At 56.0% G+C, this 21416-nt stretch carries 23 protein-coding genes and 3 tRNA genes; 15 read left to right on the plus strand and 11 right to left on the minus strand.

Going from position 1 to position 21416, the window contains the following annotated elements:
* Positions 1 to 24 precede the first annotated feature (24 nt).
* The 3 genes from G7090_RS03320 to G7090_RS03330 form a co-directional block, all read right to left on the minus strand.
* Complete coding sequence (locus G7090_RS03320; RefSeq protein WP_106994135.1) at positions 25 to 666, minus strand: TetR family transcriptional regulator; 642 nt, start codon at positions 664 to 666, stop codon at positions 25 to 27.
* 66 nt (positions 667 to 732) lie between these two features.
* Positions 733 to 1206, minus strand: coding sequence for a threonine/serine exporter (locus G7090_RS03325; RefSeq protein ID WP_106994136.1), 474 nt, complete (start codon positions 1204 to 1206; stop codon positions 733 to 735).
* Entirely contained in the window at positions 1197 to 1973 is a 777-nt protein-coding gene (locus G7090_RS03330; protein WP_166181537.1) for a threonine/serine exporter ThrE family protein, read from the minus strand. The genes G7090_RS03325 and G7090_RS03330 overlap by 10 nt, the downstream gene beginning before the upstream one ends.
* A gap of 437 nt (positions 1974 to 2410) precedes the next feature.
* On the opposite strand from G7090_RS03330, the gene G7090_RS03335 reads away from it, so the two are divergent.
* Positions 2411 to 3142, plus strand: a complete 732-nt coding sequence (locus tag G7090_RS03335) for a response regulator transcription factor (RefSeq protein ID WP_207630113.1) — start codon at positions 2411 to 2413, stop codon at positions 3140 to 3142.
* Complete coding sequence (bglJ, locus tag G7090_RS03340) at positions 3142 to 3777, plus strand: DNA-binding transcriptional activator BglJ (protein WP_106994138.1); 636 nt, start codon at positions 3142 to 3144, stop codon at positions 3775 to 3777. The genes G7090_RS03335 and bglJ overlap by 1 nt, the downstream gene beginning before the upstream one ends.
* A gap of 44 nt (positions 3778 to 3821) precedes the next feature.
* Here the strand turns inward: bglJ and G7090_RS03345 are convergent, their stop codons facing one another.
* Positions 3822 to 4280 carry a YbaK/EbsC family protein gene (locus G7090_RS03345; protein ID WP_166181538.1) on the minus strand — a complete coding sequence of 153 codons (459 nt, stop codon included), beginning with the start codon at positions 4278 to 4280 and terminating at the stop codon, positions 3822 to 3824.
* Positions 4281 to 4612: 332 nt separating this feature from the next.
* Between G7090_RS03345 and G7090_RS03350 the strand changes: the two genes are divergently transcribed.
* A complete protein-coding gene (locus G7090_RS03350; RefSeq protein WP_106994140.1) occupies positions 4613 to 5956 on the plus strand; it encodes a PTS sugar transporter subunit IIC in 1344 nt (447 codons plus the stop codon).
* Between the two features lie 131 nt (positions 5957 to 6087).
* Here the strand turns inward: G7090_RS03350 and fhuF are convergent, their stop codons facing one another.
* The gene (fhuF, locus tag G7090_RS03355; protein WP_166181539.1) at positions 6088 to 6876 is read right to left on the minus strand and encodes a siderophore-iron reductase FhuF; all 789 of its coding nucleotides are present in this window, start codon (positions 6874 to 6876) and stop codon (positions 6088 to 6090) included.
* Positions 6877 to 7032: 156 nt separating this feature from the next.
* Here fhuF and G7090_RS03360 point away from each other — a divergent pair, with 156 nt between their 5' ends.
* Positions 7033 to 7263, plus strand: a complete 231-nt coding sequence (locus G7090_RS03360; RefSeq protein WP_106994142.1) for a DUF1435 domain-containing protein — start codon at positions 7033 to 7035, stop codon at positions 7261 to 7263.
* Positions 7264 to 7304: 41 nt separating this feature from the next.
* Here the strand turns inward: G7090_RS03360 and G7090_RS03365 are convergent.
* The 4 genes from G7090_RS03365 to rsmC form a co-directional block, all read right to left on the minus strand.
* Positions 7305 to 7390 (minus strand) — tRNA-Leu (locus G7090_RS03365).
* A 32-nt stretch (positions 7391 to 7422) separates the two neighbouring features.
* Positions 7423 to 7508: transfer RNA gene (locus G7090_RS03370), tRNA-Leu, on the minus strand.
* Positions 7509 to 7537: 29 nt separating this feature from the next.
* Positions 7538 to 7623: transfer RNA gene (locus G7090_RS03375), tRNA-Leu, on the minus strand.
* A 140-nt stretch (positions 7624 to 7763) separates the two neighbouring features.
* On the minus strand, positions 7764 to 8792 hold the full coding sequence (gene rsmC / locus G7090_RS03380) for a 16S rRNA (guanine(1207)-N(2))-methyltransferase RsmC (RefSeq protein ID WP_166181540.1): 1029 nt from the start codon (positions 8790 to 8792) through the stop codon (positions 7764 to 7766).
* 102 nt (positions 8793 to 8894) lie between these two features.
* Between rsmC and G7090_RS03385 the strand changes: the two genes are divergently transcribed.
* From G7090_RS03385 to G7090_RS03420, 8 genes are all read left to right on the plus strand, one after another.
* Complete coding sequence (locus G7090_RS03385) at positions 8895 to 9308, plus strand: DNA polymerase III subunit psi (RefSeq protein WP_166181541.1); 414 nt, start codon at positions 8895 to 8897, stop codon at positions 9306 to 9308.
* Positions 9277 to 9720 carry a ribosomal protein S18-alanine N-acetyltransferase gene (gene rimI, locus G7090_RS03390; protein WP_106994145.1) on the plus strand — a complete coding sequence of 148 codons (444 nt, stop codon included), beginning with the start codon at positions 9277 to 9279 and terminating at the stop codon, positions 9718 to 9720. The genes G7090_RS03385 and rimI overlap by 32 nt, the downstream gene beginning before the upstream one ends.
* 17 nt (positions 9721 to 9737) lie before the next feature.
* Complete coding sequence (gene yjjG, locus G7090_RS03395; RefSeq protein WP_166181542.1) at positions 9738 to 10415, plus strand: pyrimidine 5'-nucleotidase; 678 nt, start codon at positions 9738 to 9740, stop codon at positions 10413 to 10415.
* A gap of 90 nt (positions 10416 to 10505) precedes the next feature.
* Entirely contained in the window at positions 10506 to 12095 is a 1590-nt protein-coding gene (gene prfC / locus G7090_RS03400; protein ID WP_166181543.1) for a peptide chain release factor 3, read from the plus strand.
* A gap of 304 nt (positions 12096 to 12399) precedes the next feature.
* Positions 12400 to 13017, plus strand: a complete 618-nt coding sequence (gene osmY / locus G7090_RS03405; RefSeq protein WP_106994148.1) for a molecular chaperone OsmY — start codon at positions 12400 to 12402, stop codon at positions 13015 to 13017.
* Positions 13018 to 13141: 124 nt separating this feature from the next.
* The gene (locus G7090_RS03410; RefSeq protein WP_002887716.1) at positions 13142 to 13303 is read left to right on the plus strand and encodes a DUF1328 domain-containing protein; all 162 of its coding nucleotides are present in this window, start codon (positions 13142 to 13144) and stop codon (positions 13301 to 13303) included.
* A gap of 149 nt (positions 13304 to 13452) precedes the next feature.
* Entirely contained in the window at positions 13453 to 14514 is a 1062-nt protein-coding gene (locus G7090_RS03415) for a patatin family protein (protein WP_166181544.1), read from the plus strand.
* A complete protein-coding gene (locus tag G7090_RS03420) occupies positions 14511 to 15293 on the plus strand; it encodes a metal-dependent hydrolase (protein WP_166181545.1) in 783 nt (260 codons plus the stop codon). The genes G7090_RS03415 and G7090_RS03420 overlap by 4 nt, the downstream gene beginning before the upstream one ends.
* Here G7090_RS03420 and G7090_RS03425 read toward each other — a convergent pair.
* Together G7090_RS03425 and G7090_RS03430 are read right to left on the minus strand one after the other, a co-directional pair.
* Positions 15288 to 16148: a YjjW family glycine radical enzyme activase gene (locus G7090_RS03425; protein WP_166181546.1), complete on the minus strand. Its 861-nt coding sequence runs from the start codon at positions 16146 to 16148 to the stop codon at positions 15288 to 15290. The genes G7090_RS03420 and G7090_RS03425 overlap by 6 nt on opposite strands.
* Positions 16120 to 17661: a YjjI family glycine radical enzyme gene (locus G7090_RS03430; protein ID WP_166181547.1), complete on the minus strand. Its 1542-nt coding sequence runs from the start codon at positions 17659 to 17661 to the stop codon at positions 16120 to 16122. The genes G7090_RS03425 and G7090_RS03430 overlap by 29 nt, the downstream gene beginning before the upstream one ends.
* 261 nt (positions 17662 to 17922) lie before the next feature.
* Between G7090_RS03430 and deoC the strand changes: the two genes are divergently transcribed.
* The 3 genes from deoC to deoB are packed head-to-tail and all read left to right on the plus strand — an operon-like array spanning position 17923 to position 21354.
* Positions 17923 to 18702, plus strand: coding sequence for a deoxyribose-phosphate aldolase (gene deoC / locus G7090_RS03435; RefSeq protein WP_207630095.1), 780 nt, complete (start codon positions 17923 to 17925; stop codon positions 18700 to 18702).
* Positions 18703 to 18757: 55 nt separating this feature from the next.
* Positions 18758 to 20080 (plus strand): thymidine phosphorylase, encoded by a 1323-nt coding sequence (gene deoA / locus G7090_RS03440; RefSeq protein WP_166181548.1) that lies wholly within the window; start codon positions 18758 to 18760, stop codon positions 20078 to 20080.
* A 50-nt stretch (positions 20081 to 20130) separates the two neighbouring features.
* Entirely contained in the window at positions 20131 to 21354 is a 1224-nt protein-coding gene (deoB, locus tag G7090_RS03445; protein WP_166181549.1) for a phosphopentomutase, read from the plus strand.
* Positions 21355 to 21416 lie beyond the last annotated feature (62 nt).

A 21416-nucleotide genomic window follows, 5' to 3' on the forward strand; every position in this document is an offset into this window, starting at 1 on the left:
CCTTATTTCAGGGTTGTGTGCAAGCTATGGACAGGTATAACGCAAGGCAACCTGAACCGCCATCTTTCGATAGTGCTGGCGCTGGGCCTGCTCATCGGCCCCGTCTTCAAATAGCAGGGTGAAGGTGTAGCTGTTGGCCACATAGTGAAAGCTGAAACTGCTGATCAGGCGGTGCAAATCCCGGGCGTTGACCGTCTGGTTAAACAGCTGCTTCGCTTTTCCGCGCTCAAGGATGGATTCCAGCAGCTCCAGCGCGCTACGGTTTACCTGGCGCAGCAGCGCCGATTGCTGCATAAACCGCCCGCGCTGCATGTTCTCCATGCAGATAATCCGGATGTAATCCGGGTGGTCAGCGTGATAATCAAAAGTGGTTTCGACCAGATTCACCAGCGCTTCAACCGGCGGCAGCGCATCCAGACTGAGCTGCTTTTCACTGGCGCGGATCTGGGTGTAGACATACTCCAGTACCAGCAGGTAGAGGTTCTCTTTGGTCTTAAAGTGATACACCACCATGCGTTTGGTGGTGCCTGCTTTTTCGGCAATCTGCTCCATGCGCGCGCCGTTCAGTCCATACTCGGCAAACAGCGAGAGGGCGCTGAGAAAAATTTTGTCTTTCAGGCGGGATCCGTCACTGTTTTCTGCGTGTTCGCTGTCAGGGGTAGACACATCCGTTCCTTACTTAGCCACATGAGAACAGAGGATTATCACCACCACAGCGGGATAACACAACTCTCAAACCCGGGGGCGTTTGCGGTAGAGCCAGAGCCCCGGGATCGACAGCCCGATCGAGAGCGCGCCAACGATCGACGACGCTTTCAGGAAGTTGGTCAGCAGCATGATCATCTGCGCTTCGCTGTAGCCAAAATGGCTGATCTTCACCGCCGAAATCATCGCCGTATAGGCGGAGATGCCCGGAAACATGGGAATAACCGCCGCGACGGTAAACACCTTCGGGTGGGCCAGATACCAGCGCGACCACTGGATCCCGATGCTGCCCACCAGCATCGAGGCCATAAAGGTCGACCACTCGATGTTCAGCCCGGCAGTCATCATCGCCATCCGCGAGCCGTGACCGATGGCCCCTAATAACGCACACCAGGGCAGGGCGCGATGGGGAACGTTAAATACCATCGCAAAACCCACCGCCGGAATGGCCGACAGCACCATGTCCTGAGCCAGCGCCCACAGAAAATCGATTATGCCCATCCGCGCAGCCCCCACAAGGTCATGGCCATCACCACCCCGATACAGGTGGCCAGAGTCAGCAGGCTGGCAATCGCCCAGCGCGCCAGGCCGGTATTGATGTGCCCTTTAAACATATCAGCCACCGCATTGATCAGCGGAAACCCCGGCACCAGCAGCAGCACGCTGGCGGCCATGGCGATGGTGGGGGTGGTGGCGAAGGCCGGAACCCGCAGCAGCAGGCCGGAGACCGTGGTAGCGACAAAGGCGGTGATGCAGAAGTTAATTTGCGGATGCAAATGCCGGTGGGTCAGCACCTGGCGCACGTACATGGCGAGGGTGCTGGCGATTAAGGTGACAAAGGCGCCGTCCCAGCCGCCGTTATTGAGCTTGCAGAAGCAGGCGCAGGAGAGGCCAACCATCAGCACCACCAGCCAGCGCGGATAGCGCAGCGGCTTGATCTGGTTGAAGCGCTTTTCGACCCCCTGCGCATCCAGCAGCTTATGTTCCGCCATGATGACGATGTGCTGCACCTCGGTGACGACGTGCATGTTGATCCCGCGATCCTGGTTTTTGCGCGTGGAGGTCAGACATTGGCCCGCTTTAATGGTGGTTAGCACAATGGCATTCGAGGATATCGCGCTCTCCACGCTGTCCATGCCGAGCGCCAGCCCCAGTCGGGTGGAGAGCTCCTCCACCAGGGCGCTCTCTGCCCCGTGTTGCAATAAAAAAAGGCCGCACTGAATACACAGTCGCGTAGCGGCGCGTTGTGATGACTGATCTGCCTGCATCTGTTGCCCTGAGGAGAGAGTGACGGTTGGATGGTTGCAATGGTTACTTTTAGCACACAACCCGGTGGCGCTTGCTCTGGGTTAGATCAAGGTTTAGGCAGATTAGCGCCCCATGACAGTGAAAAGAGCGAAACAACTAATTATTAATTATTATGGGTTTTATATTTATATAGTTATATTTTTTATATTTAGAATATCTAACGTGCTTTTGTGGATAATATCAGGGATAAGGGATTAACTTTTAATGCTGATTTTGCGATATTGACGCCGGTTTTGGCGGTGTATAAATTTGTGATGCTGGTTCTTATCGCACTCTCATTTCGCTCAGCTAATGAAAAAGGAAAAACATTACATTTTTACGTCGCCCTGTAAAAGAGACAGGTATTTCAAATGGATGAAAGACGTGGAATGATTGTATGAATGGATTCGGAGCGCCAATGCCGTCTAAAGGTTGTAAAAGCGCAATAATAATTAGTAAATCACCCATAATGCAAACCGGTCTCGGTAGCATTATGTCTCGTTATTTTCCGGACTATGAGCGCGCATTTAGCCGGTCTCAGGAAGAACTCACGCTTCTTCAGTTACGCCGCGCTATTGTAGTTATTACGGATCTTTCTGGCGACCAGCGCAATGCGCGTAGCCTCTGTGAACAGTATTACAGGCTACAAAATCAGTATCGGGACATTCACTGGATTTATCTGGTTCCGCGTACCATTTATCCCCTCGCTGTCGAGCTCTTGATGCGGCCTGAAAGCACGTTGCTTTCTGATATTGAGCCCATTGAAGGCGTGGTCAACGCCATCCGATCCGGGAGCGAGCATGCGGAACGTATTAGTCAGACATTGTTAAAACCCGAGCCGGAAGAGTTTTATGACAATCAGGATGATGTCATGTTGACCTTTTCGGAACGAAAAGTACTGCGCCTGCTTGGCAAAGGATGGGGAATTAATCAGATCGCAACATTACTGAAAAAAAGTAATAAAACGGTAAGCGCGCAAAAGAATAGCGCCATGAGAAGACTCTCCTTAACCAGTAATGCCGAAATGTATGCGTGGATTAACAGCACCAAGGGAATGAAAGAGCTGAGTTTATTCTCTGCCTATGGAGAGCAAGACGAATGGAAAAGAGCGCCGCAAAAAGACATATCGCTATCGTCGAAAAGTGCATGATGAGTGCTATGGGGCTGAAGCACCTTTTTACCAGCCCGGTATTTAATGGTTATGAAGTACACCTTTTTAATAACATCGCCAGTTTTCAATCCACACTTAATTTTGTCCCGTATTCAACGTTAATTTATTCACTCTCAGATGAACGTGAAGAACGACGCAATTGTCTGGTGTGTATCAAAGAGCTGGCCGCCAGCCACGGTATGATTCAGCGCGTTGTGCTGGCGTCAGACGAGAAAGAAGCCAGCCTGATGAATCAACTTTCACCTTCACGTCTGCACGGGATTATTCTCAAGTCCGATCCGCTGGCAAGTCTGCAGGAGCAGCTCAGCAAACTGTTGAATGAGAACCGCCGGGTGAATGACAGCATAAACAATCACTGGAATATTCATCGTGGACGGCTGCTGAGCCCGACCGAACGCGCCATTTTACAGTTTATGTCCTGCGGCTACTCCATCCAGGAGATTGCCACCCAGCTGGATCGCAATATTAAAACCATCCGTGCGCATAAATTTAATGCCATGATGAAGCTCGGCGTGCACTCCGACGTGGGGCTTCTGGATGCGGCAGATATTCTGACGCACTTCCCGGTCCCCGATCACCGCGCGCCGCGCTTCCTTCCTGCGCTCCATTCCTGAGCCGCGATACAGCGCCTGTGCCAGACCCGGGGCTGGCGCAGGGCTTACAGGCAAACATCCACCCATGTGGCTTTGGTCAGCTCGGCCATGCGTTCCGGTGAAATGCGCACTGCGCTGTGAATGGCGCCTGCGGCAGGCAGGACTTCGGCATACTCCCGCAGCGAAATATCGCAGTAGATCGCCAGCGGGTTTTCCAGCCCGAAAGGGCATACACCCCCGACGGGATGACCTGTCACGGTCACCACCTCGTCGCTGCTCAGCATCCGGGCTTTTGCGCCAAAGGTCTGCTTCAGCTTTTTGTTATCCAGGCGCGCGTCACCTTTGGCAACCACCAGAATTACCTCATCCTTAATTTTCAACGACAGCGTTTTTGCTATCTGACCCGGCGCGACATTATGCGCCTCGGCAGCCAGCGCAACGGTAGCGGTACTTTGACCCAGCTCGATGACTTCTACATCAGGGGCATGGTCAGCAAAAAACTGGCGCACAGACTGCAAACTCATTGTTTCCTCCAGAAAAATACTCTGCGTAATCTGTCATAAGAAATTATGCTCTGTAAATATTCCCTAAGTAACAAAACTCCAACATCAGCGATTTCTGGATCCTCTTCACAATCACGGAAACCGGTTACAGTAACCGGTTGCAGACCGCGAATCAGAGATTAATACTGATTACGTCATTTCCCCTGTATCCCATAAATAATAAGAGTCGATTATGAAACCTATCCGTTTGAGCAGTACCGCTGGTAAGCGAACCAGCAAGGTGGTGAAAGTGGTATATGGAACACCGTGCGGCGTGACTGCGCCCGAAACGATCGTCTGACAGGAGAGCCGTTATGTCTGCCAACCATGCTGCGTTTAACCTGATATTCCGCTTTGTCGAAAACTATGTCAGCCCCATTGCCGGACGCATCTCTTCCCAGCGTCACGTGATGGCGATCCGCGACGGCTTTATCTCCGCCATGCCGTTTATGATTGTCGGCTCTTTCTTATTAGTGTTTGCCTACCCGCCGTTTTCACCGGACACCACCTGGGGCTTTGCCCGCGCCTGGCTGGATATGGCGAAACAGTTTGAAGGCCAGATCCTGACCCCGTTCGATATGACCATGGGGGTGATGTCTCTCTATATCTGTGCCGCTATCGCCTATAACCTCGGCAAGCACTACGTCAAATCCCATCAGCTCGATCCCTTCATGTGCGCCATGCTGTCGCTGATGGCCTTCCTGCTGATTGCTGCGCCAAAAACCAAAGGCACGCTGCCGGTGGACAGCCTCGGGGGAACCGGGATCTTCACCGCCATTCTGGTGGCGATCTACTGTGTGGAGATGATGCGTTTCCTGAAGGCGCACAATATCGGTATTCGCCTGCCGGATCAGGTTCCGCCGATGATCAAAAACTCCTTCGATCTGCTGATCCCGGTGCTGGTGGTGGTGTTAACCCTCTATCCGCTGAGCCTGTTGATTCAGTCGGAGTTTGGCATGCTGATCCCGCAGGCCATTATGGCTATCTTTAAGCCGCTGGTATCCGCTGCGGATTCACTGCCGGCAATCCTGCTGGCGGTGCTGATCGGCCATCTGCTGTGGTTTGCAGGCATTCACGGGGCAGCGATTGTCTCCGGGATGCTGCAGATGTTCTGGCTGACCAACCTCGGGCTGAACCAGACCGCGCTGGCGCAGAGCGCGCCGCTGCCGCATATCTTTATGGAAGCGTTCTGGACCTTCTTCATTGTGATTGGCGGCTCCGGGGCGACGATGGGGCTGGTGTTCTGCTACCTGCGTAGCCGTTCGGCGCACCTGCGTTCGATTGGCCGTTTGAGCGTGGTGCCGAGTATTTTCAACATCAACGAACCGGTGATCTTTGGTACGCCGATCGTTATGAACCCGGTGTTCTTTATTCCGTTCCTGCTGGCCCCGATGGTGAATGCGGTGCTGGCGTGGGCGGCGATGAAGCTGGATCTGATTGGTCGCGTAATTTCCGTAGTGCCGTGGACGGCGCCGGCGCCAGTGGGGGCCGCCTGGGCGCTGGGCTGGGATTTCCGCGCGGCGGTCCTGGTGGTGCTGTTAGCCCTCGTTTCCGCCATCATCTACTACCCGTTCTTCAAAGTGTACGAGAAGCAGCTGCTGGCGCAGGAAGCCGAAGAGGCTCAGCGTGCCGACGAAGAAAGTCAGCAGGTGGCATAGGTAAAAGCAAAACGGCAACCAAAAGGTTGCCGTTTTTAATGTGTGTACCCTCTCCCCGTGGGAGAGGGCCAGGGTGAGGGCATCAGGCCGCACCCAATATCAGGCCGCACCCAATATCAGGCCGCACCCGTTTATTTAAGCGTGCAGTCCCCGCACTGCTGCACATCCGGCAGGCGATAGCGCTGGCAGCAGGTGCGACGCACCAGTAACCCGTCGCGCGGAACCACTGTCCGGTAAAGCGGGTTATCACGCCCATCCGACAGCTGGCGGGCAAAGAAGATGGACTGGCGCAGCGCGTCGACCTTCTCATCACCCAGCAGGGTTTTCATTTCGGTCAGATACCAGTGAATTAAATACCCGGTATTGCTCCAGATAAGCTTGCCATTGATCTCACCTGTCTCTTCCAGCGCCTCAACCACCGGGATCAGCGCCCGGGTAATCAGCACTTCAATTCTTTGCTGCGCAGAAAGCGAGGTCGTCTGACTGTCTTCCTGGACATCGATCCAGAAGCAGGCGGCGCGCCCGGTTTCGTGAAACTCAACGTGGAAGTGCTCAGGGGAGAGATCCAGCGCCACGTCCTGAGTGAGCAGGGCCAGCATCATCGGCGGCACCATCAGCCCGATATACCATTGCGCCCACAGCGACAGCAGCGGCTTGTTTTCGCGCGCTAATGTAGGTTGATTGCGATAGATGTGATCCGCATAGGTCGCCAGCAGCGACTGCAGTTCGGCAGGGCGTTGCCACTGTGCCAGCGTCAAGGCGTGATGCGGAGGCGTTTCATCCAGCTTAATGACATCCAGCATATGCGCATGCGTCTCGGCAATGGCATCGCGTACCGCATCCGCAAGCCCTGAAGGCCCGGTCGGAAGGCGGGTTTGCCAGATAACATTCTCAATGACGTGTGCGGAGCGTATGGCCATAAGTGAGCTGGATAAAAATCTAAATGATAATGATTGCCAATCCTAACTATAGATAAAACCGTGCGCAAGATTTTTTACACATTTACGCCCTACGCTGACAAATGAGAAATTATATCATATGATATTGGTTATCATTATCTAGGCGGGAGACAGATCATGTTGAGCAGAGCGTTAGGGAGTGGATGGGGAGTGATACTGCCGGGGGCGATGATGGCCGGGCTGGCCTTTACCGATCTGTCGCTGGCGGTCTGGAAACTGATTATCGTGTCGGGATTGCTGATCTCATCCGCCATGATCTGGCATAAACAACTGCGGCACTTTGTGCTGCTGCCATCCTGTGTCGCGCTGATTGCGGGCATGTGGGTTCTGGCGATGAATCTGAACTGAGAGGATAACAAGAGAGAATTTCATGAGAGAGATAAGATAATTGGTGCGAGGGGGGGGACTCGAACCCCCACATCCTAAGGACACTAACACCTGAAGCTAGCGCGTCTACCAATTCCGCCACCTTCGCACAGTCATCTTATTTTATTGATATCGCCTCGTTGGTGCGAGGGGGGGGACTCGAACCCCCACATCCTAAGGACACTAACACCTGAAGCTAGCGCGTCTACCAATTCCGCCACCTTCGCCCAGTGCGAGCAATATCAATCATGGTTGTTGGTGCGAGGGGGGGGACTCGAACCCCCACATCCAAAGGACACTAACACCTGAAGCTAGCGCGTCTACCAATTCCGCCACCTTCGCATACCAACGATACAAAAAAGTATCGCAACCACGGAGGCGCATTCTAGATGTTTTCAGCTATTCGTCAACAGATAATTGTGCCGGATGTTTTGATTGTTGCAAAAATGGCCCGATCGGGGAGATCGGGCCGAACGGGGACGTTACTTCTTCGCCTGACGGGTCATGATCGCGCGGTAGATCTTAAAGCGGCCGGTCTGGGCCAGTACTTCGTGGAAGCCGAAGACTTCATCCAGCACTTTCGGATACGGCAGGAAGGCGTTCGCCACGATGCGCAGCTCACCGCCGCTGTTCAGATGGCGTACCGCGGTGCGGATCAGCGTCTGTGCGGCTTCGAGGCTGGTTTCCATCCCGTCATGGAACGGCGGGTTGGAGATGATCATATCGAAACGACCGGTCACGTCGGAGAGCACGTTGGAGGCGAATACCTCGCCCTCAATGCCGTTGGCGGCCAGGGTCGCGCGGCTGGCTTCAATCGCGGATGCGCCGACATCGGTGAGGGTTAAACGCACCTTCGGTGAGTGGCTGGCGAGCACTATGGAGAGCACGCCTGCGCCACAGCCGACATCCAGCACTTTACCTTTGGTGTGCGGCGTGAAGGTGGAGAGCAGCAGCTGGCTACCAACGTCCAGACCGTCACGGCTGAAGACGCCCGGCAGCGTTTTGATGGTCAGGCCATCCAGCTGATATTCGCCCCAGTATTTTTCTGCGTCGAAGGTCGGTTTTTTGTCCAGACGACCATGGTACAGACCACAGCGCCGGGCGCTGTCGACTTTGTTCAGCGTGGCATAATCTGCCAGCATCTGCTCGGCGCTGCGCACGCCGCTGCGGTTTTCACCGACCACGAAAATATCGCAGCCCACTGGCAGCAGGGAGAGCAGGTTCATCAGCTGGAACTGGGCTTCGGGTTTGTTCTTCGGCCAGTAGTAGATCAGCGTATCGCAGTCCGCCACGTCGCTCTGCTCAGCTACCAGGCTGTAGCGAACGCGTTCGCCCATCTGGCGGCTCAGTAACTGCCAGTGGTGATACTGCTGGGTGTGGGCGCGGCTCTCAGCGCACTCGAAACGGGCAGGCAGGTCATCCTGCATATCTCCGGCAAACAGAATACGGCTTTGTTCGAAATCATCACTGTGGCGCAGCAAGACTTCACTTGCCGGGGTAAATGCAGACATGAATTGTTCCTCAATAAACTCAGGCGGGGATTATAGTAGGTAGATGGCGCAGATTCGACACATTTGGTATATTTGCGCGCCTGACAGACAGGAGTTTTCGCAATGGCATCCCGACGAGACAGGCAATTACAGCAACTGGGCATCACCCAGTGGGCGTTGCGTCGCCCGGCGGCCTTGCAGGGCGAAATCGCCATCTCGCTTCCGGCGCATATTCGCCTGGTGATGGTGGCGCAGGAGCTGCCCGCGCTGAACGAGCCGTTGATTGCTGACGTGCTGCGCGCCCTGAAGCTGGACGCCGAACAGGTGCTGCAGCTGACGCCCGAGCGCGTAGCCATGCTGCCGCCAGACGGTCGCTGTAACAGCTGGCAGCTTGGCGTGACGGAAGAGATGGCACTGGAGGGCGGCAACCTGGCCACCCCGGTATTGGACGAACTTAACGCGAACCCGGCGGCACGTCGCGCGCTGTGGCAACAAATCTGCGAACATGAACACAATTTCTTCCCTCACGACGACTGATTTAGCCCAGGCTTTTGAGATCGAAAAACGCGCCCACGCCTTTCCGTGGAGTGAAAAAACGTTTGCCAGCAACCAGGGCGAGCGTTACCTCAACTATCGGCTGGATGTCGATAATACCCTGGCGGCTTTCGCCATTACGCAGGTCGTTCTGGATGAGGCGACGCTGTTTAACATCGCCGTGGATCCTGCCTTTCAGCGCCGTGGGCTGGGCAGAGAGCTGCTGGAACATTTAATTCGCGAGCTGGAAACACGAGACGTTTTCACGCTGTGGCTGGAAGTACGCGCCTCGAACGCCGCCGCCATCGCACTCTATGAAAGCCTGGGCTTCAACGAGGCGACGATCCGCCGTAACTACTACCCCACCGCAGAAGGACGTGAAGACGCCATCATCATGGCTCTGCCGCTTGGATAACTAAAAAGGTTGTAACGATGAACTGGGACTGGATTTTCTTTGATGCTGACGAAACGCTGTTTACGTTTGATTCGTTTGGCGGCTTACAGCGGATGTTTCTCGACTACAGCGTGACCTTTACCGCTGAAGATTTCCAGGATTACCAGCTGGTGAACAAACCGCTGTGGGTGGATTACCAGAACGGATCCATCACCGCGTTACAGCTGCAGCATCAACGTTTCCAGGGATGGTCTGAGCGTCTGAACGTTCCGCCAGGCGATCTGAACCACGCCTTCCTTAACGCGATGGCCGAGATCTGCGCCCCGCTGCCGGGTGCCGCGTCGCTGCTCGCCTCCCTGAAGGGCAAGGCGAAGCTCGGGATTATTACCAACGGCTTTACCGCCCTGCAACAGATCCGCCTTGAGCGCACCGGTTTCCGTGACTACTTTGACTTAGTTGTGATCTCCGAACAGGTTGGCGTCGCCAAACCGGCCGCGAAAATCTTTGATTATGCGCTGGCCCAGGCCGGAAACCCTGACCGGGCAAAGGTGTTGATGGTAGGGGATACGGCAGAGTCCGATATCCTTGGCGGGATGAACGCCGGGCTGTCCACTTGCTGGCTGAATGCGCATAACCGCCCCCTGCCGGAAGGAATCAAACCGACCTGGACCGTGGCCTCCCTGAGCGAACTGGAGCAACTCCTGTGTAAACATTGATTGCCTGCCCCCTATTGATGGGTAAAATAGCCGCAAATTCGTATTCCAAATGCGTGGCGTACTGCCGCGCTTATTAAAGAAGATTTTAATATGACGTTGTCTCCTTATCTGCAAGAGGTGGCGAAGCGCCGCACTTTTGCCATTATCTCTCACCCGGATGCCGGTAAAACCACCATCACTGAAAAGGTGCTGCTGTTCGGACAGGCGATCCAGACCGCCGGTACGGTAAAAGGCCGTGGCTCCAGCCAGCATGCAAAATCTGACTGGATGGAGATGGAAAAGCAGCGTGGTATCTCGATCACCACCTCTGTGATGCAGTTCCCGTATCACGACTGCCTGGTGAACCTGCTCGATACCCCGGGGCACGAAGACTTCTCCGAAGATACCTACCGTACCCTGACGGCGGTGGACTGCTGCCTGATGGTCATCGATGCTGCGAAAGGTGTTGAAGATCGTACCCGCAAGCTGATGGAAGTTACCCGTCTGCGCGATACGCCGATCCTCACCTTTATGAACAAACTCGACCGTGACATCCGCGATCCGATGGAAGTGATGGACGAAGTGGAGCGCGAGCTGAAGATCGCCTGCGCGCCAATCACCTGGCCAATTGGCTGCGGCAAGCTGTTCAAAGGGGTTTATCACCTCTATAAAGACGAAACTTACCTGTATCAGACCGGTAAAGGTCACACCATTCAGGACGTGCGCGTCGTGAAAGGGCTGGATAACCCGGAACTGAACGCGGCGGTCGGCGATGAGCTGGCAGAGCAGCTGCGTGACGAGCTGGAGCTGGTAAAAGGTGCGTCCCATGAGTTCGATCAGGATCTGTTCCTCGCGGGCGAAATCACCCCGGTCTTCTTCGGTACCGCGCTGGGTAACTTCGGCGTCGACCATATGCTGGACGGTCTGGTGGAGTGGGCGCCACAGCCGATGCCACGTAAAACCGACACCCGTGAAGTGGTCGCCAGCGAAGAGAAGTTCACCGGCTTCGTATTTAAGATTCAGGCCAACATGGACCCGAAACACCGTGACCGCGTAGCCTTTATGCGCGTGGTGTCCGGTAAGTACGAAAAGGGCATGAAGCTGCGCCAGGTGCGTACCGGTAAGGACGTGGTGATCTCCGATGCGCTGACCTTTATGGCCGGTGACCGTTCCCATGTGGAAGAGGCCTACCCGGGCGACATCATTGGTCTGCATAACCACGGTACTATCCAGATTGGTGACACCTTTACCCAGGGTGAGATGATGAAGTTCACCGGTATTCCGAACTTCGCGCCGGAACTGTTCCGTCGTATCCGCCTGCGGGATCCGCTGAAGCAGAAACAGCTGCTGAAAGGGCTGGTTCAGCTGTCGGAAGAGGGTGCCGTGCAGGTGTTCCGCCCAATTTCCAATAACGATCTGATTGTCGGCGCCGTCGGGGTGCTGCAGTTCGACGTGGTGGTTGCCCGTCTGAAGAGCGAATACAACGTTGAAGCGATTTACGAATCGGTCAACGTGGCGACGGCGCGCTGGGTAGAGTGTTCTGACGTGAAGAAATTCGAAGAATTTAAGCGTAAGAACGAGATCCAGCTGGCACTGGACGGTGGTGACAACCTCACCTATATCGCCCCAACCATGGTCAACCTGAACCTGGCGCACGATCGTTACCCGGACGTTCAGTTCCGCAAAACCCGCGAGCACTAATCCCTTCTCAGAGCACGGCAGCCGCCGTGCTCTGCTTAAATCCCTGCCTTATTAATCCCTTGCGGAATGTTCTTAATTCATCATCTTTTGTTACTTGTTGCTCATTTTTTAGCCGATTCTGAAAGCGGCGCGCCGAGAGTGATCTATATTTAACTCAGTGTTTAACACCGGGCGCAGATGAAAGCTCCACTCAATGCGTGTTGATAAGGTTCTCATCTCGCCCGAGTGTTGATTGGTAGTATGAAAGACTACTTACGCATGATGATTTACGCTCGAATTCGGAGCAAACCACAGGAATACATCGATGAATACTAAAAAACTGAAGATTTCGAAAACTCTGCTGGCGGTAATGATGGGTAGTGCTCTGGTATGCGGTTCTGCAATGGCAGAAACCACCGCCACGGAAAAAGCACAGTCCACAGCGAATACCGCAGGCGAAAAAATCGATAACTCTATGAATAAAGTCGGTAACTTCATGGATGACAGCTCTATCACAGCAAAAGTAAAAGCTGCGCTGGTGGATGCTGATGACATTAAGAGCACCGATATTTCCGTAGAAACCGAGAAAAACGTTGTTACGCTGAGCGGCTTTGTTGAAAGCCAGGCGCAGGCTGAAAAAGCCGTTGCCGTGGCGAAAAAGGTAGAGGGTGTGACCTCTGTCAGCGACAAACTGCACGTGCGTGACGGTAAAGAGCAGTCTGCCAAAGGCTATGCGGGCGATACCGCAACGACCAGCGAAATCAAAGCTAAACTGTTAGCGGATGACATCGTGCCATCACGTAAAGTGAAAGTTGAAACCACCGATGGTGTTGTTCAGCTGAGCGGTACCGTTGATTCAAAAGCACAGAGTGATCGTGCTGAGAGCATCGCAAAAGCCATTGATGGCGTGAAAAGTGTTAAAAACGATCTGAAAGTTAAATAAAACACCACAATCGTCCTTCTGGCTGAGGCCAGAAGGCGAGATAAGAATTACACCTTAGATATCGCCGTGAGCAACCTGAGCGCTCACCATGCGGTCGACATTAACTATGGTTAAGGAGAGTCTTATGTTTCGTTGGGGCATCATTTTTCTGGTAATCGCGTTAATTGCCGCCGCTCTGGGTTTTGGTGGTCTGGCTGGTACTGCGGCGGGCGCAGCGAAAATTGTCTTCGTCGTCGGTATTATCCTGTTCCTGGTTAGCCTGTTCACCGGACGCCGTCGTCCATAGCTCAGGTTATAGGTACTTTGAAGAAAAAGGCTCATGGTTAACATGAGCCTTTTTTTATGTCTGACGTTTGCCAGCATCCGATTTGAGTCATAGGTCAGGTATAGGCTACTGTGTAGTAACAGAATAAATAAAAAAACAGGAAAGCAGAGGTGGGACAGCGAATTCCGGTCACGCTCGGCAACATTGCGCCGTTGGCGCTGAAACCTTTTCGACCAGGCCAGATAGCCCTGGTGTGTGAGGGCGGCGGCCAGCGAGGGATCTTCACGGCAGGCGTCCTGGACGAATTCATGCGCGCGCAGTTTAATCCGTTCGATCTCTATTTCGGCACCTCCGCCGGAGCACAGAATCTTTCGGCCTACGTCTGCAATCAGCCGGGCTACGCCCGCAAAGTGATCATGCGTTACACCACCTCCCGCGACTTCTTCGATCCGCTGCGCTTTGTGCGCGGCGGCAATCTGATCGATCTTGACTGGCTGCTGGATGCCACCGCCAGCAAAATGCCGCTGGCGATGGACAACGCCTCGCGGCTGTTCGATACCGGCAAAGCTTTCTGGATGTGCGCCTGTCGCGGCGATGACTACTCGGCCAGCTACTTCTCCCCGCAAAAAGAGAACTGGCTCGATATCCTTCGCGCCTCCAGTGCCATCCCCGGCTTCTACCGTACCGGCGCGGCGCTTGACGGCATCGCCTATCTCGACGGCGGGGTCAGCGACGCGATCCCGGTGCAGGAGGCGGCCCGACGCGGGGCGCAAACTATCGTGGTGATCCGTACCGTGCCGTCGCAGATGTACTATACGCCGGAGTGGTTTAAGCGGATGGAGCGCTGGCTGGGTGCCAGCAGCCTGCAACCGATGCTGAATCTGGTCTCACATCACGAGGCCAGCTACCACACCATCCAGCGTTTTATCGAGAAGCCGCCGGGCAAGCTGCGGATCTTTGAAATTTATCCCCCGCGGCCGCTCAACAGTATGGCGCTGGGTAGTCGCGTGCCCGCCCTGCGGGACGACTACAAAACCGGGCGCTTGTGTGGGCGCTATTTCCTGGCGACGGTGGGCAAACTGCTGGCCGAGCGTCCGCCGCTGCGTCGGATCATCGCCCCGGCCACGAGGGTGGTGCCCCCGGCAAGCGTCGCCAACGACGTGGTTGCCATACCGCTGGTGATTACGCCCCAGGCCAATGACACCCTGTTTGATAGCGAGGATCTGGCGTGACTTACCGCTTTATCGATACCCATTGCCACTTTGATTTCCCACCTTTCACCGACGATGAGCCCGCCAGCATCCAGCGTGCCGCCGACGCGGGGGTGACGGCGATTGTGGTGCCCGCCATTGATGTGGCGAGCATCGATCGTGTCCTGCGCCTCGGGGCGCGCTATCCGACGCTCTATATGGCCCTGGGCCTGCACCCGATTGTGATCGAATCTCATCGCGATGAGCATCTTGACCAGCTGGAAGCGGTGCTGGCCACGAGACCGGAAAGGCTGGTGGCGGTGGGGGAGATCGGCCTCGATCTCTACCGGGAGGATCCTCATTTCGATCGTCAGGAGACGATCCTTGATGCGCAGCTGAAGCTGGCGAAACGCTACGATCTGCCGGTGATCCTCCATTCCCGGCGCACTCATGACAAACTGGCGATGCACCTCAAGCGCCAGGATCTGCCCCGGACCGGCGTGGTCCATGGCTTTGCCGGCAGCCTGCAGCAGGCGCAGCGCTTCGTGGAGATGGGGTATAAAATTGGCGTTGGCGGCACCATCACCTATCCACGGGCCAGTAAAACCCGGGATGTGATGGCGCAATTACCGCTTTCCGCCCTGCTGCTGGAAACGGACGCCCCGGATATGCCCCTCAACGGTTTTCAGGGCCAGCCGAACCGCCCGGAACAGGCGGCGAGAGTATTTGCTATGTTGTGTGAACTGCGTGACGAACCCGCGGATGAGATCGCTGAGGCGCTGCTGAACAACACCCGCACGCTGTTCGATCTGCCGCTATAAGTAGAGCGCCGGGCGGATCACCCTGATCCGTTCCCGCTCCAGCACCTCCGCCAGAGGTTCAACATCCTCTGCCGTGGCGCTGCGCCAGTGCCGGGCTTCACCATAGACGCCGTGCGTATGAAAGGCGTTGATCCTGACGGGCACATCCCCTAACCGACGAATAAACGCGATCAGCTCCCGGCGGTGCGTCAGATAATCGCAGCGCTCCGGGATCACCAGCAGACGCAGCTCGCTCAGCCGGTTGTGCCCCGCCAGCCAGCGGATGCTGTGCTTGATCGGTGCGTTGTCACGCCCGGTCAGGTAGCGGTGATGTTCATTATCCCAGGCCTTGAGATCCAGCATCGCCCCGTCTAACACCGGGAGCAGTTTTTGCCAGCCGGTCTCGCTTAACAGACCGTTGCTGTCCACCAGGCAGGACAAGTGCCGCAACAGCGGATCGGCTTTCAGGGTCGCAAACAGCGCCAGCAGAAAAGGCAACTGGGTGGTAGCTTCCCCGCCGCTGACGGTGATGCCGGAGATAAAGGGCGACACCTTGCGGACCTGCGCCACCACCTCCTCGACGCTTAACCGCTGCGCCATCGGCGTCGCCTGCTGCGGGCACATCTGCAGACAGGTGTCGCACTGCTGACAATGGGCCTCATCCCACCAGACCCGTCCGGCCTGAATGTTCAGCGCGTCATGCGGGCAGTGCGGTACGCAGGCGGCGCAGTCGTTGCACCGTCCTATCGTCCACGGGTTGTGGCAGGTTTTGCAGCGCAGGTTACAGCCCTGCAGGAACAGGGCCAGGCGACTGCCGGGCCCGTCGACGCAGGAAAACGGGATAACCTTACTGACTAAAGCGCATCTGTTGTTCATGGCTTATCACGCGCGGCTGGCGCTCCAGAATGCGGGTGTTGCGGGCGGCCTCTTCACCCAGCCAGGTGGTGTTGGTGCGGGACCCTTCAGCGCGGTATTTTTCCATATCGGAGAGCCGCACCATATAGCCGGTCACTCGGACCAGATCGTTACCCGAGACATTGGCGCTGAACTCGCGCATCCCGGCGCGGAAGGCGCCCAGACAGAGTTCCACCACCGCCTGCGGATTGCGTTTAATGGTTTCGTCCAGAGTCAGAATGTCGCTGATCCCGGCGTGATAGTGCCGGTGATGCGGCGCTACCGCCAGCAGATGGCTGATGGGGTCGGGCTCATCGCCGTAAGGCAGACGCGCCCCCGGCGTGGTGCCGACGTCAGAGCTGATCCCTGACTGGGCATGCAGCATAGCGCGCTGTTTCCAGCCGTGTCTGACCGGCGTATGTTCAACAAAGGCCGCCAGCTGTTCGCTGATGCGGTAGCCCAGCGCATTGGCCTGGTCATCCTTGCCGTAGCGCCCTTTAAGCCCGGCTTTCTCGCACAGCACGTTCACCGCCTCGGCCAGGCCATACATGCCAAACATCGGCACAAAACGATCCGGATCGATCAGCCCTTCTTTAACCAGGAAGCTATTCTCAAAGAAGCCGGACTGTTGGTACAGGACGTCGCAGCGTGCATCGATGATGGCGATCTGCTGTTGGCAGTAGTGTGGCAGCGTGCGGGTGAAGAACGCCTCTGGGGTATCGCTCTGTTCCGCGATGGCTTTCAGATTAAGGCGCACCAGGGTGCTGCCTCCGCCACCCAGCGGCAGGGAGTTGTAACAGCTGACCACGCCAAAGCCGTTTTTTGTGAAAATTTTATCATTTTCTGGCCCGTTGGCGATATGCGGCTTACTGCATTCGCAGATATTGCGGGCGACCTCCAGCAGCAGATCGTCCGGGGTGATCTCTGGATCATAAATAAAGGTCAGATTGGGTGAGACCTGCTTAAGCTCTGCATCAGCACGTAAAATGGCGCGCGTTACCGGGCCATCGGCCGGGCCAATATTGGCGTGGACAAAGGCATCCGGCAGGGTACGATCGAGATAGCGCCAGAAACGTTTTATTCGAATATCGATTTCTTGTTGTGTTAGAATTCTAACATACGGCTGCAGTAGCGTATCGAGATGGCCAAGGAACACCGGCATGCCGGTAACGGACGGAACGTGATGGTAAAGAATGGCTAACAGCGACAGGGCATCATCCAGATCCTGCGCCCCTTCCAGCTCCAGCCATTGCGAACCCTGTTTCAGGAACACCGCATAGTCCGGTAACACATAGCGCGGCTTGTACGGCGCGTGGCCTTCAAACATATCGCAAATCAACCCCGCCTCCAGCGCCTGATGCGCTTCAGGGGGAAGCGTCGGATAAGGCAGGTTGTTTTCCGCCTCCAGCGCCAGAAAGTGGCGTTTTTGTTCGGGGCTTAACACCGGGCTTGTCACAATTTGCTGGCAACGTAGTTGCAGGCCATCGGGGGACATGTTCGCTTCCTTCTTTTTCTGCAGTGATGGAGAAGGATTGTAGAAAGCGTTTCGTCGGTGGCCATTGATCCTGCGCGTGTGCCTGGCGCTTTAATCAGCAGTTGTAGCTAAATTATTTGAAGTTGATCTCATTACGGTTATGCAAATTTGTATGCGGATTTCCTTAACTGTGATGAATGTCGAAGTGAGAATGCGGGTGGATGTTAGAATACTCACAGACCCGCAAGGTAAAATTTTACGGCTATACGCCGGGAGAATGTTATGACCGATTTAACCGCAAGCAGCCTGCGCGCCCTGAAACTGATGGATCTGACCACCCTGAATGACGACGACACCAACGAGAAAGTGATCGCCCTGTGTCATCAGGCAAAAACCGCCGTGGGCAACACCGCGGCCGTCTGTATCTATCCGCGTTTCATTCCGATCGCGCGTAAAACGCTGAACGAGCAGGGTACGCCGGACGTGCGTATCGCCACTGTCACCAACTTCCCACACGGCAACGACGATATCGAGATCGCCCTGGCAGAGACCCGCGCCGCTATCGCTTACGGTGCCGATGAAGTGGACGTGGTCTTCCCGTATCGCGCGCTGATCGCCGGTAATGAGCAGATCGGTTTCGATCTGGTGAAAGCCTGCAAAGAAGCCTGCGCTGCGGCAAACGTGCTGCTGAAAGTGATCATCGAAACCGGCGAGCTGAAAGAAGAAGCGCTGATTCGTAAAGCGTCTGAAATCTCCATCAAAGCCGGTGCTGATTTCATTAAAACCTCTACCGGTAAAGTGCCGGTAAACGCCACTCCGCAAAGCGCTCGCATCATGATGGAAGTGATCCGCGATATGGGCGTGGAAAAAACCGTGGGCTTCAAACCGGCAGGCGGCGTACGTACTGCGGAAGACGCGCAGCAGTTCCTGGCGATTGCCGACGAGCTGTTCGGTGCCGACTGGGCCGACTCCCGCCACTACCGCTTTGGCGCCTCCAGCCTGCTGGCCAGCCTGCTGAAAGCGCTGGGTCACGGCGACGGTAAGAGCGCAAGCAGCTACTAAGATTTGAATTGCCGGGTGACGCGTAGCGCTCCCGGCCTACTTTCGGGAGGTTACCGTGTTTCTCGCACAAGAAATTATTCGTAAAAAACGTGATGGTCATGCTTTAAGCGACGAAGAGATCCGTTTCTTTATCAACGGCATTCGCGACAATACCATCTCTGAAGGGCAGATTGCGGCCCTGGCGATGACCATTTTCTTCCACGATATGGCGATGCCGGAGCGCGTGTCGCTGACCATGGCGATGCGGGATTCAGGGACCGTTCTGGACTGGAAGAGCCTTAACCTTAATGGCCCGATCGTGGATAAACACTCCACCGGCGGCGTGGGTGATGTCACCTCGCTGATGCTGGGGCCAATGGTCGCTGCCTGCGGCGGCTATATTCCCATGATCTCCGGACGCGGTCTCGGCCATACCGGCGGCACGCTCGACAAACTGGAAGCCATCCCGGGCTTCGATATCTTCCCGGATGACAATCGCTTCCGCGACATTATTAAGGACGTGGGTGTGGCGATTATCGGCCAGACCAGCTCCCTTGCCCCGGCGGATAAGCGTTTTTACGCCACGCGTGACATTACCGCGACCGTCGACTCCATCCCGCTGATCACCGCCTCGATCCTCGCCAAGAAGCTGGCTGAAGGTCTGGATGCGCTGGTGATGGACGTCAAAGTGGGCAGCGGCGCCTTTATGCCGACCTATGAACTCTCTGCCCAGCTTGCCGAAGCGATCGTTGGCGTTTCCAACGGCGCAGGCGTGCGCACCACCGCGCTGCTCACCGACATGAACCAGGTCCTGGCCTCCAGCGCCGGTAACGCCGTCGAAGTGCGTGAAGCGGTGCAGTTCCTGACCGGCGAATACCGTAATCCGCGTCTGCTCGATGTGACCATGGCGCTGTGCGTTGAGATGCTGATCTCAGGCAACCTGGCGAAAGATGATGCCGAAGCCCGCGCTAAACTGCAGGCGGTGCTGGATAACGGCAAAGCGGCCGAGATCTTTGGCCGGATGGTCGCCGCGCAGAAAGGCCCGACCGACTTCGTGGAAAATTACACCAAATACCTGCCAACCGCGATGCTCAGCAAAGCGGTCTACGCGGATACCGAAGGCTTTGTCTCGGCAATGGACACCCGCGCGCTGGGTATGGCGGTGGTGTCGATGGGCGGCGGTCGTCGTCAGGCGTCGGATACCATTGATTACAGCGTCGGCTTCACCGACATGGCCCGTCTGGGCGACAGCGTTGACGGCCAACGTCCGCTGACAGTGATCCACGCGAAAGATGAAAACAGCTGGCAGGATGCGGCGAAAGCCGTGAAGGCGGCCATTACTCTGGCAGATAAAGCGCCAGAAACCACGCCTTGCGTCTATCGTCGTATTACCGAATAGCGGTATACTGATCTGATCGCTTTTTTATAAGCACTGAGTACGGAGAACATATGAAACGTGCATTTATTATGGTGCTGGACTCATTCGGCATCGGCGCTACAGAAGACGCAGATCGCTTTGGTGACACCGGTGCAGATACCATGGGTCACATCGCAGAAGCCTGTGCAAAAGGCGAAGCGAACACCGGGCGTCAGGGCCCGCTGAATCTGCCAAACCTGACCCGTCTGGGTCTGGTGAAAGCCCACGAAGGCTCTACCGGCAACGTTGCTGCGGGTATGGATGGCAACGCGGAAGTGGTGGGCGCATACGCCTGGGCGCACGAGCTCTCTTCCGGGAAAGACACCCCGTCAGGTCACTGGGAAATCGCTGGTGTACCGGTTCTGTTCGACTGGGGCTACTTCTCTGACCACGAAAACAGCTTCCCGCAGGAGCTGCTGGATAAGCTGGTTGAGCGCGGCAACCTGCCGGGCTACCTCGGCAACTGCCACTCCTCCGGGACCGTGATCCTCGATCAGCTCGGCGAAGAGCATATGAAAACCGGCAAGCCGATCTTCTACACCTCGGCTGACTCCGTGTTCCAGATTGCCTGCCACGAAGAGACCTTTGGCCTGGATCGTCTGTACGAGCTGTGCGAAATCGCCCGTGAAGAGCTGACCGAAGGCGGCTACAACATTGGCCGCGTGATCGCGCGTCCGTTTGTGGGTGACAAAGCGGGTAACTTCCAGCGTACCGGCAACCGTCACGACCTGGCCGTTGAGCCACCAGCACCAACCGTGCTGCAAAAACTGGTCGATGAGAAAGAGGGCCAGGTGGTTTCCGTCGGTAAAATTGCGGACATCTACGCCAACTGCGGTATCACCAAAAAAGTGAAAGCTACCGGTCTGGACGCGCTGTTTGACGCCACCGTGAAAGAGATGAAAGAAGCGGGCGACAACACCATCGTCTTCACCAACTTCGTAGACTTCGACTCCTCCTGGGGCCACCGTCGCGACGTTGCAGGCTACGCTGCGGGTCTGGAGCTGTTCGACCGCCGTCTGCCGGAGCTGATGGAGCTGGTAGGGGAAGATGACATTCTGATCCTGACCGCCGACCACGGCTGTGACCCGACCTGGACCGGTACCGACCACACCCGTGAGCACATCCCGGTGCTGGTGTACGGCCCGAAAGTGAAACCAGGCTCGTTGGGCCATCGTGAATCCTTCGCGGATATCGGCCAGACCATCGCGAAATACTTTGGTACGTCTGACATGGAATATGGCAAAGCCATGTTCTGATTTTGATGGGTGCGGCCTGATGCCCTCACCCCGACCCTCTCCCACAGGGAGAGGGAGAACAT

The organism is Leclercia sp. 29361 (genome assembly GCF_011290365.1).
GTDB classification, from domain to species: Bacteria; Pseudomonadota; Gammaproteobacteria; order Enterobacterales; family Enterobacteriaceae; genus Enterobacter; species Enterobacter tamurae.

Bases quoted from the DNA above. Each gene is read 5' to 3' on its own strand.
- G7090_RS03325 (WP_106994136.1), bottom strand. From the start codon at position 1,206: ATGGGCATAATCGATTTTCTGTGGGCGCTGGCTCAGGACATGGTGCTG.
- G7090_RS03330 (WP_166181537.1), bottom strand. From the start codon at position 1,973: ATGCAGGCAGATCAGTCATCACAACGCGCCGCTACGCGACTGTGTATT.
- G7090_RS03335 (WP_207630113.1), top strand. From the start codon at position 2,411: ATGCCGTCTAAAGGTTGTAAAAGCGCAATAATAATTAGTAAATCACCC.
- bglJ (WP_106994138.1), top strand. From the start codon at position 3,142: ATGAGTGCTATGGGGCTGAAGCACCTTTTTACCAGCCCGGTATTTAAT.
- G7090_RS03345 (WP_166181538.1), bottom strand. From the start codon at position 4,280: ATGAGTTTGCAGTCTGTGCGCCAGTTTTTTGCTGACCATGCCCCTGAT.
- G7090_RS03350 (WP_106994140.1), top strand. From the start codon at position 4,613: ATGTCTGCCAACCATGCTGCGTTTAACCTGATATTCCGCTTTGTCGAA.
- fhuF (WP_166181539.1), bottom strand. From the start codon at position 6,876: ATGGCCATACGCTCCGCACACGTCATTGAGAATGTTATCTGGCAAACC.
- G7090_RS03360 (WP_106994142.1), top strand. From the start codon at position 7,033: ATGTTGAGCAGAGCGTTAGGGAGTGGATGGGGAGTGATACTGCCGGGG.
- rsmC (WP_166181540.1), bottom strand. From the start codon at position 8,792: ATGTCTGCATTTACCCCGGCAAGTGAAGTCTTGCTGCGCCACAGTGAT.
- G7090_RS03385 (WP_166181541.1), top strand. From the start codon at position 8,895: ATGGCATCCCGACGAGACAGGCAATTACAGCAACTGGGCATCACCCAG.
- rimI (WP_106994145.1), top strand. From the start codon at position 9,277: ATGAACACAATTTCTTCCCTCACGACGACTGATTTAGCCCAGGCTTTT.
- yjjG (WP_166181542.1), top strand. From the start codon at position 9,738: ATGAACTGGGACTGGATTTTCTTTGATGCTGACGAAACGCTGTTTACG.
- prfC (WP_166181543.1), top strand. From the start codon at position 10,506: ATGACGTTGTCTCCTTATCTGCAAGAGGTGGCGAAGCGCCGCACTTTT.
- osmY (WP_106994148.1), top strand. From the start codon at position 12,400: ATGAATACTAAAAAACTGAAGATTTCGAAAACTCTGCTGGCGGTAATG.
- G7090_RS03410 (WP_002887716.1), top strand. From the start codon at position 13,142: ATGTTTCGTTGGGGCATCATTTTTCTGGTAATCGCGTTAATTGCCGCC.
- G7090_RS03425 (WP_166181546.1), bottom strand. From the start codon at position 16,148: ATGAACAACAGATGCGCTTTAGTCAGTAAGGTTATCCCGTTTTCCTGC.
- G7090_RS03430 (WP_166181547.1), bottom strand. From the start codon at position 17,661: ATGTCCCCCGATGGCCTGCAACTACGTTGCCAGCAAATTGTGACAAGC.
- deoC (WP_207630095.1), top strand. From the start codon at position 17,923: ATGACCGATTTAACCGCAAGCAGCCTGCGCGCCCTGAAACTGATGGAT.
- deoB (WP_166181549.1), top strand. From the start codon at position 20,131: ATGAAACGTGCATTTATTATGGTGCTGGACTCATTCGGCATCGGCGCT.